13 protein-coding genes and 1 tRNA gene are annotated in these 12,943 nt (G+C 70.2%); 5 read left to right on the plus strand and 9 right to left on the minus strand.

Features of this window, described 5'->3' with window-relative positions:
* The first annotated feature begins 70 nt into the window (after window positions 1-70).
* On the plus strand, window positions 71-1,381 hold the full coding sequence (locus J2X55_RS10170) for a PLP-dependent transferase (RefSeq protein WP_309823216.1): 1,311 nt from the start codon (window positions 71-73) through the stop codon (window positions 1,379-1,381).
* The gene (locus tag J2X55_RS10175) at window positions 1,378-2,691 is read left to right on the plus strand and encodes an LLM class flavin-dependent oxidoreductase (RefSeq protein WP_309823218.1); all 1,314 of its coding nucleotides are present in this window, start codon (window positions 1,378-1,380) and stop codon (window positions 2,689-2,691) included. The genes J2X55_RS10170 and J2X55_RS10175 overlap by 4 nt, the downstream gene beginning before the upstream one ends.
* Window positions 2,692-2,757: 66 nt before the next feature.
* Here J2X55_RS10175 and J2X55_RS10180 read toward each other — a convergent pair whose 3' ends face one another.
* Window positions 2,758-3,822 (minus strand): TerC family protein, encoded by a 1,065-nt coding sequence (locus J2X55_RS10180; RefSeq protein ID WP_309823220.1) that lies wholly within the window; start codon window positions 3,820-3,822, stop codon window positions 2,758-2,760.
* 175 nt (window positions 3,823-3,997) lie between these two features.
* On the opposite strand from J2X55_RS10180, the gene J2X55_RS10185 reads away from it, so the two are divergent.
* Window positions 3,998-4,552 carry a sigma-70 family RNA polymerase sigma factor gene (locus J2X55_RS10185; protein WP_309823222.1) on the plus strand — a complete coding sequence of 185 codons (555 nt, stop codon included), beginning with the start codon at window positions 3,998-4,000 and terminating at the stop codon, window positions 4,550-4,552.
* Complete coding sequence (locus J2X55_RS10190) at window positions 4,549-5,622, plus strand: DUF4349 domain-containing protein (protein ID WP_309823224.1); 1,074 nt, start codon at window positions 4,549-4,551, stop codon at window positions 5,620-5,622. The genes J2X55_RS10185 and J2X55_RS10190 overlap by 4 nt, the downstream gene beginning before the upstream one ends.
* 160 nt (window positions 5,623-5,782) lie before the next feature.
* On the opposite strand, the gene J2X55_RS10195 is transcribed toward J2X55_RS10190, so the two are convergent.
* Window positions 5,783-5,858, minus strand: a tRNA-Glu gene (locus tag J2X55_RS10195).
* Between the two features lie 187 nt (window positions 5,859-6,045).
* Between J2X55_RS10195 and J2X55_RS10200 the strand changes: the two genes are divergently transcribed.
* A complete protein-coding gene (locus J2X55_RS10200) occupies window positions 6,046-6,684 on the plus strand; it encodes an MBL fold metallo-hydrolase (protein ID WP_309823225.1) in 639 nt (212 codons plus the stop codon).
* 168 nt (window positions 6,685-6,852) lie between these two features.
* Here J2X55_RS10200 and J2X55_RS10205 read toward each other — a convergent pair whose 3' ends face one another.
* From J2X55_RS10205 to J2X55_RS10235, 7 genes are all read right to left on the minus strand, one after another.
* The gene (locus J2X55_RS10205; RefSeq protein WP_056230686.1) at window positions 6,853-7,122 is read right to left on the minus strand and encodes an HPr family phosphocarrier protein; all 270 of its coding nucleotides are present in this window, start codon (window positions 7,120-7,122) and stop codon (window positions 6,853-6,855) included.
* 27 nt (window positions 7,123-7,149) lie between these two features.
* The gene (locus J2X55_RS10210; protein ID WP_309823227.1) at window positions 7,150-9,216 is read right to left on the minus strand and encodes a fructose-specific PTS transporter subunit EIIC; all 2,067 of its coding nucleotides are present in this window, start codon (window positions 9,214-9,216) and stop codon (window positions 7,150-7,152) included.
* An 18-nt stretch (window positions 9,217-9,234) separates the two neighbouring features.
* Window positions 9,235-10,200, minus strand: a complete 966-nt coding sequence (locus J2X55_RS10215; RefSeq protein WP_309823228.1) for a 1-phosphofructokinase family hexose kinase — start codon at window positions 10,198-10,200, stop codon at window positions 9,235-9,237.
* Window positions 10,197-10,982 (minus strand): DeoR/GlpR family DNA-binding transcription regulator, encoded by a 786-nt coding sequence (locus J2X55_RS10220; protein WP_181906450.1) that lies wholly within the window; start codon window positions 10,980-10,982, stop codon window positions 10,197-10,199. The genes J2X55_RS10215 and J2X55_RS10220 overlap by 4 nt, the downstream gene beginning before the upstream one ends.
* A 299-nt stretch (window positions 10,983-11,281) precedes the next feature.
* Window positions 11,282-11,704: a hypothetical protein gene (locus J2X55_RS10225; protein ID WP_309823230.1), complete on the minus strand. Its 423-nt coding sequence runs from the start codon at window positions 11,702-11,704 to the stop codon at window positions 11,282-11,284.
* A 92-nt stretch (window positions 11,705-11,796) separates the two neighbouring features.
* On the minus strand, window positions 11,797-11,979 hold the full coding sequence (locus J2X55_RS10230; RefSeq protein ID WP_115917922.1) for a hypothetical protein: 183 nt from the start codon (window positions 11,977-11,979) through the stop codon (window positions 11,797-11,799).
* A 27-nt stretch (window positions 11,980-12,006) separates the two neighbouring features.
* Window positions 12,007-12,912: a PHB depolymerase family esterase gene (locus J2X55_RS10235; RefSeq protein WP_309823233.1), complete on the minus strand. Its 906-nt coding sequence runs from the start codon at window positions 12,910-12,912 to the stop codon at window positions 12,007-12,009.
* Window positions 12,913-12,943 lie beyond the last annotated feature (31 nt).

The raw sequence follows: 12,943 nt of genomic DNA on the forward strand, positions 1-12,943 counted from the left end.
ATCCCGTCACCCCGTCGGGAAGGGCCCGACCCGAGAGCCCGCCCCGACCCCGCGAAACGGAGCGTGACCCATGACCGCGAAAGCCGACACCGGATTCTCGACCCGCCAGGTGCACGCGGGTTCGGCCACCGCGCAGGCCTCGCCGCGGGCCACGCCGATCTACCTCACGGCGGGTTTCACCTTCGACGACCTCGACGCCTCGGCCGAGCACTTCGGCACCGGCGCCGGCTTCGGCTACACCCGCACGGGCAACCCCACGATCCAGGCCGTCGAGGAGCGTCTCGCCTCACTCGAGGGCGGCGACCAGGCCGTCCTCGTCTCGAGCGGCCAGGCGGCGGTCACCGTCGCCCTGCTGGCTCTGGCCGGGGCGGGCGACCACGTCGTGGTCTCTGAGCACATCTACGAGGGCACGCGCGGACTGCTCCTCGACAATCTCGCACGCCTCGGCATCGAGACGACCTTCGTCCCCACGGGTGATCTCGCCGCCTGGCGCGACGCCATCACCCCGCGCACCCGCGCCCTATTCGCCGAGACGCTCTCGAACGCCCGCAACGACGTCCTCGACATCGCCGCCGTCTCGGCGATCGGCCGCGAGCACGGCATCCCCCTCGTCGTCGACAGCACCTTCACGACCCCCTACCTCCTTCGCCCGATCGAGCACGGCGCCGCCGTCGTCGTGCACTCCGCCAGCAAATTCCTCGCGGGACAGGGTGCGGTGCTCGGCGGGGTGATCGTCGACGACGGTCGCTTCGACGCCGCGGCATCCGGTCACCTCTTCCCGCACCTCGTGCAGACCGACCGCCTGGGCGGGGCGAGCTACGCCGAGAAGCACGGCCCTCGTGCCCGCGGCGCGTACATCCGCGAGAGCGCTGCGCCGCGATTCGGTCCGTCGCCGTCTCCGTTGAACGCCTTCCTCATCGGCCAGGGCATCGAGACGCTGAGCCTGCGCGTGGAGCGGCAGTCGCAGAACGCCCTCACCGTCGCGCGATGGCTCGAGCAGCGCCCCGAGGTCGAGCGCGTGGACCACGTCGGTCTCGAGTCGCACCCCGACTTCGACCTCGGAAAGCAGTACCTCACGCGCGGCACCGGGTCGGTGTTCACCGTGACGCTGCGGGGCGGCCTCGAGGCGGCGCGCCACGTCGTGCAGTCGGTCGAGGTCATCACGCACATGACGCACCTCGGCGACGTGCGCTCGCTCGTCCTGCACCCGCAGAGCACCTCGCACTCGGCACGGACTGTCGGAGAGCGTGAGAGCGCGGGGGTGTTCCCCGGCACGATCCGTCTGTCCATCGGGATCGAGGACATCGACGATCTGCTCGCCGACCTCGAGCAGGCGCTCGTGGGCGTCCCCGTCGTCGAGCGCGAGACGGTCGTCCTGTGAGCCGGCTGCAGCATTTCGGCTGGTTCCTGGCGCGCGGCTTCGGTCCGCACGGATGGGGCCACCCGTACCTCCGGTGGAATCATCGCTGGACCGAGCCGGGGCTCTATCAGGACTCGGCGCGCACGCTCGAGCAGGCCGGATTCGACCTGCTGATCATCGAGGACGCCCCCTCGCTCGGCAGCGCCGAGACCATCGACCTGCGCGTCCGGCACGCGTTCGGCGGGCCCAAGCACGATCCGCTGCTGCTCGCCCCGTACCTCTTCGCCGCGACGAGACATCTCGGGGTCGTGCCCACGGTGAACCCCGCGGCGTACCTGCCGTACACGGCGGCCCGGCAGTTCGCGACGCTTCAGCACCTCAGCGGGCACCGTCTGGGCCTGAACGTCGTGACCGACACCGGCAGCGCACGCCACTTCTCGACCGCGCCGCAGCTCGGGCATGACGCGGCGTACGACCGGGCAGAGGAGTGGCTCGACGGCATCCGTCAGCTCTGGCGCAGCTGGGGCGAGGGCGCCCTCGTCGTCGACGAGGAGTCCGGCGTCTACGCCGACGGGACGAGACTAGATGCCACCCGCCACCGCGGCGAGTACTTCGGGTTCGACGGGCCGTTGAACGCGATCCCGTTCACCGATGGCGAGCCCGCGATCGTCTCGCCCGGGGGGTCGGGGCGCGGTCTCTCGTTCGCCGGGCACAACTCCGACGTGCAGCTCGCCCTCGCGCCTCTCGACGAGGCCAGCATCCGCGGATACCGCGAGCGGATCCACACCGCCGCACGGGCGGCCAGGCGCGCCGCGTCCGACATCAAGATCCTCTTCGCGATCCAGCCGGTACTTGTGTCATCGTCGGACGAGGCGGATCGTCTGGTCGCGGCGTCCGCCCACCCCGACGAGGAGGCCCTGATCGCCATCGCACGCAGGCAATCGAGCGATCTCGAGACAGACCTGACCGGGCTCGATCTCGACAAACCGCTCGATCGGTCGATCTTCGGCGACCACGTGTCGGAGGGCAGCATCAAGCGGCTCGTCGGGAAGCACGACGACGACGCTCCGCTGCGGACGCTCCTGGGTGCGCATGCACGGCTGGGGCGTCTGAACGACGGCTCCGGCTTCGTGGGCACGGCGGACGAGTTCGCCGACCGTATCGAGGAACTCGGCGAGTGGGGCAACGACGGCGTCCTGCTGTGGGGCGACCTGCACCCCGTCACCGTGCACCGCGTTCTCGACGACCTCGTGCCGATCCTCCGGCGGCGCGGCATCCTCCGTGAGGAGTTCGTCGACGGCGGCCTGCACGCGAATCTGCGGGCGTTCTAGGTCCCGGATGCCGGCACCCGACGCCCCCGTCGGTTGCGCTGAGGGGCCCGCGACACAGCGGCCGCGTCAGTCGCGCTCGGGCTGCTCCACCGTCTTCGGCGTCCCCTTCTCGTCGGCGACCGCGGCGGCGGCATCCTGAGACTCCCCCGCAGCGGGCTCGCGACGCGCGGCGATCAGGCTCGCGATGGTCGCGACGGCCATCGACACCACGATCACCGCGAGCGAGACCCACGTCGAGATCTCGGGCGCCCACTCGATCGGTTCGCCGCCGTTGATGAACGACAGTTCGTTGACGTGCATCGCGTGCAGGATGAGCTTCACGCCGATGAAGGCGAGGATGAAGGCGATGCCGTAGTGCAGGAACTTCAGGCGGTCGAGCAGGTCGCCCAGCAGGAAGTACAGCTGCCGCAGACCCATCAGCGCGAAGAGGTTCGCAGTGAAGACGATGAACGGACTCTGCGTGATACCGAAGATCGCGGGGATCGAGTCGATTGCGAACAGCAGGTCGGTCACGCCGATCGCGACGAAGACGATGATCATGGGCGTGAAGAGCTTTTTGCCGTTCACCCGCGTGATCACCTTCTTACCGTCGTAGGCGTCGCTCATCGGCAGGAGACGGCGAAGCGTCCGGACGATCAGGTTCTCTTTCTGTGAGTCGTCGTCGTGGTCGTCTCCCGGGAAGGCCTGGCGGATGGCCGTGTACACGAGGAACGCACCGAACAGGTAGAAGATCGGGCTGAAGTTCTCGATAATCGTCGCGCCGACGAGGATGAACGCACCGCGCAGGATGAGCGCGATGATGATGCCCACCATCAGCACCTCCTGCTGGTAGCGGCGGGGCACCGAGAACTGGCCCATGATCAGCACGAAGACGAACAGGTTGTCGATCGAGAGGCTGTACTCGGTCAGCCAGCCCGCGACGAACTGCCCGGCGACCTCTCCCCCGGCCACGATCCACAACACCCCCGCGAAGATCAGCGCGAGGGTCACGTAGAACACGACCCAGAGCGTCGACTCCTTCGGCGCCGGAATGTGAGGCCGCTTGAGGATGATCAGCAGGTCGGCGACCAGGATCAGCACGAGCACGACGAGCGTGATCGTCTGGAAGAGAGGGTCGAGCTGCAGCTCCATCGCGGGCCTTTCATCGGGGGGAAACGCTCGAGTTTATCCGCCCGCCCCGCTCGCGCCGCGGCTTGTGCACGTACTGCTCATTCCGTGCGTACATCCGTGAGACGATCCGGCGCGGTCGGACACCTCTGGATGAGAGAGTGCTCCCGGGGCTCACCCGGAGAGCGGAACGGATGCCATGACCCACGACGTCATCGACGACAGGGCCCTCGTGGCGCGCGCCGCCGGCGGGTCGGAGGTCGCCTATCGCGAGCTGTACCGGGCGTACGCGCGGCCGGTGTACTGGATCGCCTTCGGCCTGGTCGGTGACGCGGCGGACGCGGAAGACGTCGTGCAGGAGACGTTCGTCGTCGCCTGGCGCAAGATCCCGTCGCTCCGGCTGGAGGGCGAGTCCCTGCTGCCGTGGCTCGCGACCGTCTGCCGGCTGCAGGCGCAGAACCGGCTGCGGGCTCGTCGCCGTCACAGTTCGCACGACGCGCTGAGCGAAGAGATCCCTTCGGCGGTCGACGTGGAGGCACAGGTCGTGCAGGCGCAGACGGTGTCGGCCATCCTCGCCGAGGTCGACCGGCTCAGCGACCTCGACCGCGAGATCTTCCGCCTGTGCGCCGCCGAGGGCTACGGATACGAAGCCGCCGCCGTCTCGCTGGGCGTCTCTCACGGCACCGTCCGCAACCGGCTCTCGCGCATCCGCTCCCGGGTGCGCGCCACCGCGATCGAGACGGAGACCCCATGACCGCGCCCACGCTTCCCCCGTTCTCGGACGAGCGGAGGGACGCCATCGAGCAGGCGGTCTTCGGCCGCATCGCCGACGACCGCCAGCGCACACGTCGGCGCCACCGCGGCATCTGGACGGGCGTCGGGGCGGCCGCGGCCGTCGTCGTTGTCGCCGCCGTCATCGGACCCTCGCTGGCCTCCTCCTCCGGGGCGGGCGGGTCGGCGATCGTGGGGGCCAGCGGCGAAGGGCTGACCGACCAATACGCCGACGGCTTCGAACGCGCACCGATCGTTCCCGTCGTTCCCGGTCAGGATGCCGCGGGGTCGTCGTCCTCTTCAGCAGACGCGGCCTCCGGCGACGCGGCGGCACGTGACGCCGCGACCCGCTACATCGTCGCGACCGGGTCCGGCACGGTCGAGGTCGACGACATCGCGGCGGCGATCGACGAGATCGGTGCCGCCGCGACCGGGGCGGGCGGGTACGTCGAGTCGTCGCAGCTCGGCGGCGCCACCGGCGCGGTGCCCTTCGAGGGCTCGGCGACGGGCCCCGCGGCATCCTCGGGCTGGATCACCGTGCGCGTTCCGGCAGCCGCGCTCACGAGCACGATGGACGGCCTTCGCCAGGTCGGAGAGGTCACCGGCACCACGGTCAGTCGCTCCGATGTGACCGAGCAGACGGTCGACCTGCGCGCACGCGTCGCGGCCGGCGAGGCCTTGGTGGCGCGCTTGACGCAGCTGCTGGCGCAGGCCGGCTCGGTGTCGGACCTGATCACCGCCGAGTCCGCTCTCGCCGAGCGTCAGGCGCAGCTCGACTCCGACCGGCAGGTGCTGCAGTCGCTCGAGTCGCAGGTCGCGATGTCGTCGTTGAGCGTGCAACTCGTCGAGCGCTCCCCCGCCGTCGCCGCCGACCCCGCCGGCTTCGGCGACGGCCTCGGCGCCGGCTGGAACGGTCTCGTCGCCACGATGAACGGGATCGTGATCGGCCTCGGGTTCCTGCTGCCGTGGCTCGCGGTGGCGGGCGTGGTCCTGGCGGTGGTGTGGGGGGTTCGCCTCCTGGTGCGGCGCCGCCGAGCCGAACGCGAAAGCTGAGCCGCGCTTACTCTGCACCGGAGTCGGATCGGAGCAACGGAATCGGATGCCGGGAGTCCTGGCATCCGATTGTGGTGCACGTCTCCGATTCTGTTGCGGAGTCCGGGCACCCCCGGCAACGAAAGAAGCCCCGACCATTCGGTCGAGGCTTCTTTCGTGTTGGTGACCCCAGCGGGATTCGAACCCGCGTTACCGCCGTGAGAGGGCGGCGTACTAGGCCGCTATACGATGGGGCCGCGTCGTCAACCATCTAAGTATGCATGACAGTTGACGCCCACGCAAAATCGAGGCCGAGCCATCGACTTCTCGGGCGTGTCCGGCCACGGTACCGCGGGACGGCTCCGGACGGAAGACCCGTTGCACGCTGTTCACCCGCAGCGCCAGAGCTTGCCTGTCTCGCGGCGACAGGAGTTGACTTTCATCATGCGCCTCACGAAGCACGAACACGCCGCCCTCGTCCTCGTCGAATCCGGTCACTCGCTGGTGATCGACCCGGGCAGTTTCACCTCGCCCCTCGAAGAGCTCACGAACCTCGACGGCATCGTCATCACCCACGAGCACGCCGACCACTGGACGCCGGAGCACCTCACCCGCCTGCAGAAGGCCCACCCCGGCGTGCCGATCTACGGCCCCGAGGGCGTGCGCGACGCCGCGGCCGGCTTCGATGTCACCGTGGTGAACCCGGGCGACACCCTCGACCTCGGGCCCTTCCACCTCGAGTTCTTCGGCGGGAAGCACGCGGTCATCCACTCCTCGATCCCCGTCGTCGACAACGTCGGCGTTCTCGTGAACGACACGTTCTTCTACCCCGGCGACTCCTTCACCGTTCCCAAGCACAAGAAGATCGCTCTGCTCGCGGCCCCCGTGGGAGCGCCGTGGCTCAAGGTCGGCGACGCCATCGACTACGTCCTCGACGTCAAGCCCGAGCGCGTCTTCGCCACGCACGACATGACCCTCTCGGTCGCCGGTAAGCAGATGGGCGACGCACGCTTGACGTGGGCGGTGGAGCAGAACGGCGGCTCGTTCGTCGACCTGAAGCCGGGCGACTCCGTCGAGGTCTGACGAACCCGGCACACCGGGCTCCGGAACCTTCCAGCACCTGCGCTCCCGTTCAGCGCAGCAACGCCCCGCGAGACGGAGTCGTCCGGAGCACGGCACACACCGACACACGAAAACACCGGATGCCACGAGCCTCAGGCCCGTGGCATCCGGTGTTCTACCGAGAAGTGCTTACTGTGCGTCGAGATCGGTCTCGAGAAGGGCGACGAGCTCGTCGAGCGCCTGCTCGGCGCCCTCGCCCTCGGCCTTGAGCGTCACGACGGTGCCGTGACCGGCCCCGAGGCCCATGAGCGAGAGGATGCTGCCGGCGTTCAGGTCGGCACCGCCCTCGGCAGCGATCGTGACGGGAATCTTCTTCTCCTGCACGGCCTGCACGAAGAGCTTCGCGGGGCGGGCGTGGAGGCCCGAGGCGCTCGCGATAGTGGCCTGACGTTCTGCCATGGTGAATCCTTCCGATTCGACGGGGTGTTACGCGGCGACCGTGGCTGCGGGAGCAGCCTCGGCGACGGCGGCGTCTTGCGTGTTGCGGCCGATGCCCTTGAGGGCGACGACGATCAGCGCAGTCACGACGGTACCCGCCACGATTGCGAGGGCGAAACCCCAGAAGGGGTTGATCGCGAAGAACACGAAGATGCCACCGTGAGGGGCGAACGACTGCACCGAGAGCAGCATGCTCAGACCGCCCGTGATCGCGCCGCCCACCATCGAGGCGGGGATGACGCGCAGCGGGTCGGCCGCGGCGAACGGGATCGCGCCTTCGGAGATGAACGAGGCACCGAGCAGCCAGGCGGCCGCGCCGTTCTCGCGCTCGACCGGCGTGAACTTCTTGCGGGCGAGCAGCGTCGAGGCGAGCGCCATCGCGAGCGGAGGCACCATACCGGCGGCCATGACCGCGGCCATGATCAGATACGGGGTGGTGTTCGTCTGGGTCGCGGCGGCGAGGCCCGTGGTGGCGAAGACGTAGGCGACCTTGTTGACGGGTCCGCCGAGGTCGAAGCACATCATGAGGCCGAGGATGACGCCGAGCACGATGGCTCCGGCTCCGCTCGAGGCGAGACCGGTCAGGCCCTCGGTGAGAGCGGCCATGAGAGCCGCGATCGGGCGGCCCAGGAAGAGGATCATCAGGCCCGAGGCGAAGATCGACCCGAGGAACGGCACGATCACGACCGGCATGAGACCGCGCAACCAACGCGGAGCGTCGAAGCGGCCGAGCCACCAGGCGATGAAGCCCGCGAGCAGACCGCCGATGATGCCGCCGATGAAGCCGGCGTTCATGAGCACGGCCACGGCACCGGCGACGAAACCGGGGGCGATGCCGGGGCGGTCGGCGATGGCGTAGGCGATGAAGCCCGCGAGGACCGCGACGATGAAGCCCATCGAGGTCGCGCCGATCATGAACGCGACCGAACCCAGGTACTGGCCGATCGGGCCGAGCGGCGAGGTGATGCCCTCGGTCGGCAGATCCCACAGCGAATTCTGGATGATGACGTTCGACGCGTTCGCCGTCACCTGGTAGCCGCCGAGCAGGAAGCCGAGCGCGATCAGCAGACCGCCACCGGCGACGAACGGGATCATGTAGCTGACACCGGTCAGCAGCCAGCGCTGGATGCGACGGCCCACCGACTGCTGCGCCGCGGGAGCGTCGGACGCGGATGCCGCGGCGGCACCGCCCTGCACGCGTGCGGCGTTGGGGTTCTCGCTGGCGGCGAGGGCCTCGGCGATGAGCTGCTTCGGCTGCTCGATGCCGCGCTTGACGCCGGCGCGGACGACGGGCTTGCCCGCGAAGCGCTGGGGCTCGCGCACGTCGACGTCGACCGCGAAGATGACGGCGTCGGCGTCGTCGATGACGCTCTGCGGGAGAGCCTTGTATCCGCTGGAACCCTGGGGCTCGACGATGAGGTCGACACCCTCGGTCTCGGCACCGGCGGCGGTGAGCGCGTCGGCGGCCATGAACGTGTGGGCGATGCCGGTGGCGCAGGCTGTGACGGCGACGATCTTCTTCGTCTTGACGGTCGTGCGGGCCTCGGCGCGCGTCGCGGCCGGGGCGGCTGCGGCGGGAGCTGCGGGAGCGACCGGGGCGTCGGCGGGGGTGATGGCATCCGTGATGATTCGAACGGCCTCGGCGGGCGTCTGCGCCGAGCGCAGACCCGACATGAAGTCGTTGTTCATCAGGCTGCGCGCGAGCTGCGAGAGCACCGACAGGTGCGCCTCGTCGGCGCCCTCGGGGGCGGCGATCAGGAACACGATGTCGGCCGGACCGTCGGGCGCGCCGAAGTCGACCCCGGGGGTCAGCCGGGCGAAGGCGAGGGTGGGCTCGGTGACCGAGGCGCTGCGCGCGTGCGGGATGCCGATGCCGCCGGGCAGGCCGGTCTCGTCCTTCTGCTCACGCGCCCAGGCGTCGTCGAACAGTTCTTGGGCACTGCGCGCGCGGCCCTGCGCGACGACGCGCTCGGCCAGGGCGCGGATCACCGACTGCTTGTCGGTGCCCAGGGGCACGTCGAGAGTGACGAGCTCCGGAGTGATGATGTCGGACATTGTCAGTGACCTCCGTGGTCAGGATGTTGCGATGGGGGTGGGGAATTCGGTGACGGCGATCGCGCCCGAAGGCAGATCGTCGGGGGTCGGCGCCTGCGTGCCCGGCAGAGTGGCGGCGGCCGCTCCGTAAGCGATGCTGCGCGCGAGACGGTCGGGGGCCGCGGTCCCCTCGAGGTCGGCGAGCAGGTAGCCGGCGAGCGAGCTGTCGCCCGCGCCGACGGTGCTGGAGACCTGGATCTTGGGGGCGCGTCCGCGCCAGGTGCCCTCGGCGGTGAAGAGCAGGGCACCATTGGCGCCGAGAGTGACGAGGGCGGATGCCACGCGGTCCGGGACCAGCGACTGCGCGCGGCGTGACGCGGAGGCGATCACGTCGTCGTCGGATTGCGGCTCTTCGCCGACGAGTTCGGCCAGCTCTTCGTGGTTGGGCTTGATGAGGTCGGGGCGGGCGGTCTCGACGACCGCGGCGAGAGCCGGACCCGAGGCGTCGACCGCGACGAGAGGAGCCGCGCTCCCCCACCGCTCACGGACGGCGGTGATGAGGTCCGCGTAGAACGAGGTCGGCACGCCGGGAGGCAGCGATCCCGCGAGGACCAGCCACGTGGCGCCCTCGGAGGCGGCGACGACTCCCGCCACGAGAGCTTCGGCCTCGGCGGCCGAGAGCTCGGCACCCGGCAGGTTGAGCTTGGTGGTCTCGCCCACGGGATCGGTGATGGTGAGGTTGGCGCGGGCACGCCCGGCCACCTCGATCACGTCGAGGGCGATGCCGGTGTCCTCGAGCAGCAGGCGGTAGGGGTCGTGTGCGTTGACGGGCACTACCGCGCGGGCGGGTGCACCGGCTGCCGACACCACGCGGGCGACGTTCACGCCCTTGCCCCCGGCGTCCTCACGCGACGACAGGGCGCGCTGCACCTCGCCGGGCTGCAGGGCCTCGGACAGCACGACGGCGCGATCGGCGGACGGGTTGGCGGTCAGGGTGACGATCATGCGACGCGTACCTCGATATCGGCGGCCTCGAGGGCCTCGGAAAGCGCCGCGGGAGGGGCGGCGTCGGTGACGAGCACGTCGAGCTCGTCGAGTCGGGCGAAGCACACGAGAAGCTCTTCGCCGAACTTGGCCGCGTCGGCGAGGAGCACGACGCGACGAGCGGACTGGATGATCGCGGCCTTGACGGCGGCCTCGTCGGGATCGGGGGTGCTCAGACCGAAACCGGCACTCAGGCCGTTCGTCCCCACGAACGCGATGTCGGGACGCAGCTGACCGATGGTGCGCACAGTGTGAGCCCCGACCGCTGCGGCGGTGACGCCGCGAACGCGTCCGCCGATCGTGGTGAGCTGGACACGCTCTTCACCGGCGAGCAGGTGTGCGGCTTCGAGGGAGTGCGTCACGACCTCGACACCGCCGATCCCCGCCCCGAGGGCGGCCGGGAGGAGCGCGGCGACCGCGGCGGGCGTGCTACCGGCGTCGAGGAAGATCGAGCCGCGGAAGTCGGGGCCGAGCAGGGTCACAGCCTCGGCGGCGATGGCGCGCTTGGCGTCGCGATGACGCTCACGACGCTCGGTGAGCGGTGATTCCGCCGTGCTCGCACGACCGATGTCGACGGCGCCGCCGTGCACGCGGCGCAGAGAGCCGAGCCCCTCGAGACGGTCGAGGTCGCGACGAACGGTCTCCGTGGTGACGTCGAAGCGGCGAGCCAGATCGACGACGCTGACACGTCCGATCTCGCGCAGTTCGCGCTCGATGAGCTGTTGGCGCTCCATTGCGTACACGGGGATCTCCTTCGAAGATTCCCACACGATACAACACGAAACCACACGGGGCAACAGATTCTCGGGCGTGGCGCTCGCCGACGCGCGTCGGAGGTCGCCCATTCGACGACGAGCCAGGTCCGGGACGAGTCGTCACGGGCTCATCTGGCACTCGGCTCGGTCTCGTACGACACCGAGCCGGTGCACGATAAGGCCGGGCGAGGGCAGCAGGAAGGCCTGCCCGGTTGCCGTGACGGGGCGCTCCACGATCCCGTTCGAACGGGCCGCCTGCATCCTGGCGCGGCCCCCGACGCGGGCGCTCAGGGCGCGACGACGGACAGGGTGAAGCGGATCGTCTTGCCGTCGGGACCTGTGAGGGTGGCGTCGGTCTTCCCGACCGCGTGCGGCAGAAACCCGGGGCGGAAGACCGACCCTTCGGACGGTCCTCCGGGCGAGAAGTCGGCGATAGCGTTATCGGCCGTCGACCCGGTCCACTCGGCCTCGGTGCCGTCGGGAACGGCGACCACGAGCGAGGTGCCGATCTTCACCGTCGCGTCTTTGCCGTCGAGGTCCTCGGGCGAGGCGACCGTCGGCGCAAAGGCCTGATCGTCCATCGATGCGGCGGGGCTGGGCGCCTCGACGGCGGGAACGGCGGGAGCGTCGGATGCCGTGGGCGCACACCCCGCGAGCACGACGACCGCCGTGACGACCAGGGCGAGCCGGAGAGCGAGGGAGCGCTGCACGGGGACCTTCTTCCGCCGAGAGGGCGCGGTCTGCGTCCCTCGCTCGGATGCTAACCCCGGAAGTCTTTGATCGCGCCGAGCGCGCGCCGGGCTCAGTCCCCGAGGGGGATCTCGACGGAGGTGACCGACGAGCCGCCGAGGTCGAGCAGTCCCGGAACGGGCGCGGGCTGTTCGTCGTCGGGGAGGAGCTCCGCCCGCGTCTTCGGTCGAGCAGGTTCGCCGGGGAGCCCCGCCCACTCGCTCGGTTCCTCGGGTCGCTGTACGAAGAGTCCCATGTCCCTATCCTCTCTCCGCCCGGCGCGTCACGGCAGGGGGTGGGCTGTGAAGAACGTTTCGATCAGGGGCGTGGCCGCGAGCTGGCTCGGATCCGGGCCGCCGGGCCAGACGTGCCCTCCCCCGTTGAGCCGGTAGTGGATAAGGGCGCCGCGGTCACGGCATCCGGTCCAGGTCTGTCTCGTCACGCCCGGTGCGACGGTGTCGGACCGCGGGTCGGACGCGCAGCCGTTGCGCGTCGCCACCTGCGACAGCCACAGCGGTACGGGCGCGACCGTCGCCTCGTGCCGCGTGCCGCCGTCGTAGGGAATGACGTCGTCGGCGGTGCCGTGGAATTCGATCACGGGCACAGGGGGCCCGCTCGGGCAGGGCGCGTTGGTCGCGGGATAGATGGCTCCGGACACCACCGCGAAGGCGGCGATGCGCTCCGGCATTGCGCACGACAGCAGCGACACGAAGCCGCCACCGTTCGAGATGCCCGCGGCGAACACGCGCTTCGCGTCGATGCACAAGCGCGACGCGACATCGTCGAGCAACGCGGAGGTGAAAGCGATGTCGTCGGCGCCCGAGGAGTACGGCGCCCCTTGCCACCCGGTGCCCGCCGCGGTGCTCGCCGGTTGCGGGTAGACGACGACCGCGCCGCTGTCGTCGAGGGCGGTGAGCTGCTCCAACTGCCCGGCCGGCATGCGGTATCCCGCGAAGGCGAGGATGAGCGGCGTCGGGCTGGTCGCCGCGAGCGTCGCGGGGACGTGCACGGTGTAGCTGCGGGGCGCGTCGTCGACCGTCACCGAGAGGGGGGTGCTCGTGCCCGGCTCGAGGGACGGGGTCGCGTCGCAGCCGGACGGCGTGGGCGCTCCCGCCGGGCTTGCACTGCACCCCGCGAGGACGGCCACGGCGATAATCGCGGCGAGGACGGCGAGCGAGCGGAGGCGCATCGGGTCATCCTACGGTTCGCCTCGAAACGGC

The organism is Microbacterium sp. 1154 (assembly GCF_031455375.1).
Lineage (GTDB): Bacteria > Actinomycetota > Actinomycetes > Actinomycetales > Microbacteriaceae > Microbacterium.

Bases quoted from the DNA above. Each gene is read 5' to 3' on its own strand.
- J2X55_RS10170 (WP_309823216.1), top strand. From the start codon at position 71: ATGACCGCGAAAGCCGACACCGGATTCTCGACCCGCCAGGTGCACGCG.
- J2X55_RS10180 (WP_309823220.1), bottom strand. From the start codon at position 3,822: ATGGAGCTGCAGCTCGACCCTCTCTTCCAGACGATCACGCTCGTCGTG.
- J2X55_RS10185 (WP_309823222.1), top strand. From the start codon at position 3,998: ATGACCCACGACGTCATCGACGACAGGGCCCTCGTGGCGCGCGCCGCC.
- J2X55_RS10190 (WP_309823224.1), top strand. From the start codon at position 4,549: ATGACCGCGCCCACGCTTCCCCCGTTCTCGGACGAGCGGAGGGACGCC.
- J2X55_RS10200 (WP_309823225.1), top strand. From the start codon at position 6,046: ATGCGCCTCACGAAGCACGAACACGCCGCCCTCGTCCTCGTCGAATCC.
- J2X55_RS10205 (WP_056230686.1), bottom strand. From the start codon at position 7,122: ATGGCAGAACGTCAGGCCACTATCGCGAGCGCCTCGGGCCTCCACGCC.
- J2X55_RS10210 (WP_309823227.1), bottom strand. From the start codon at position 9,216: ATGTCCGACATCATCACTCCGGAGCTCGTCACTCTCGACGTGCCCCTG.
- J2X55_RS10215 (WP_309823228.1), bottom strand. From the start codon at position 10,200: ATGATCGTCACCCTGACCGCCAACCCGTCCGCCGATCGCGCCGTCGTG.
- J2X55_RS10230 (WP_115917922.1), bottom strand. From the start codon at position 11,979: ATGGGACTCTTCGTACAGCGACCCGAGGAACCGAGCGAGTGGGCGGGG.
- J2X55_RS10235 (WP_309823233.1), bottom strand. From the start codon at position 12,912: ATGCGCCTCCGCTCGCTCGCCGTCCTCGCCGCGATTATCGCCGTGGCC.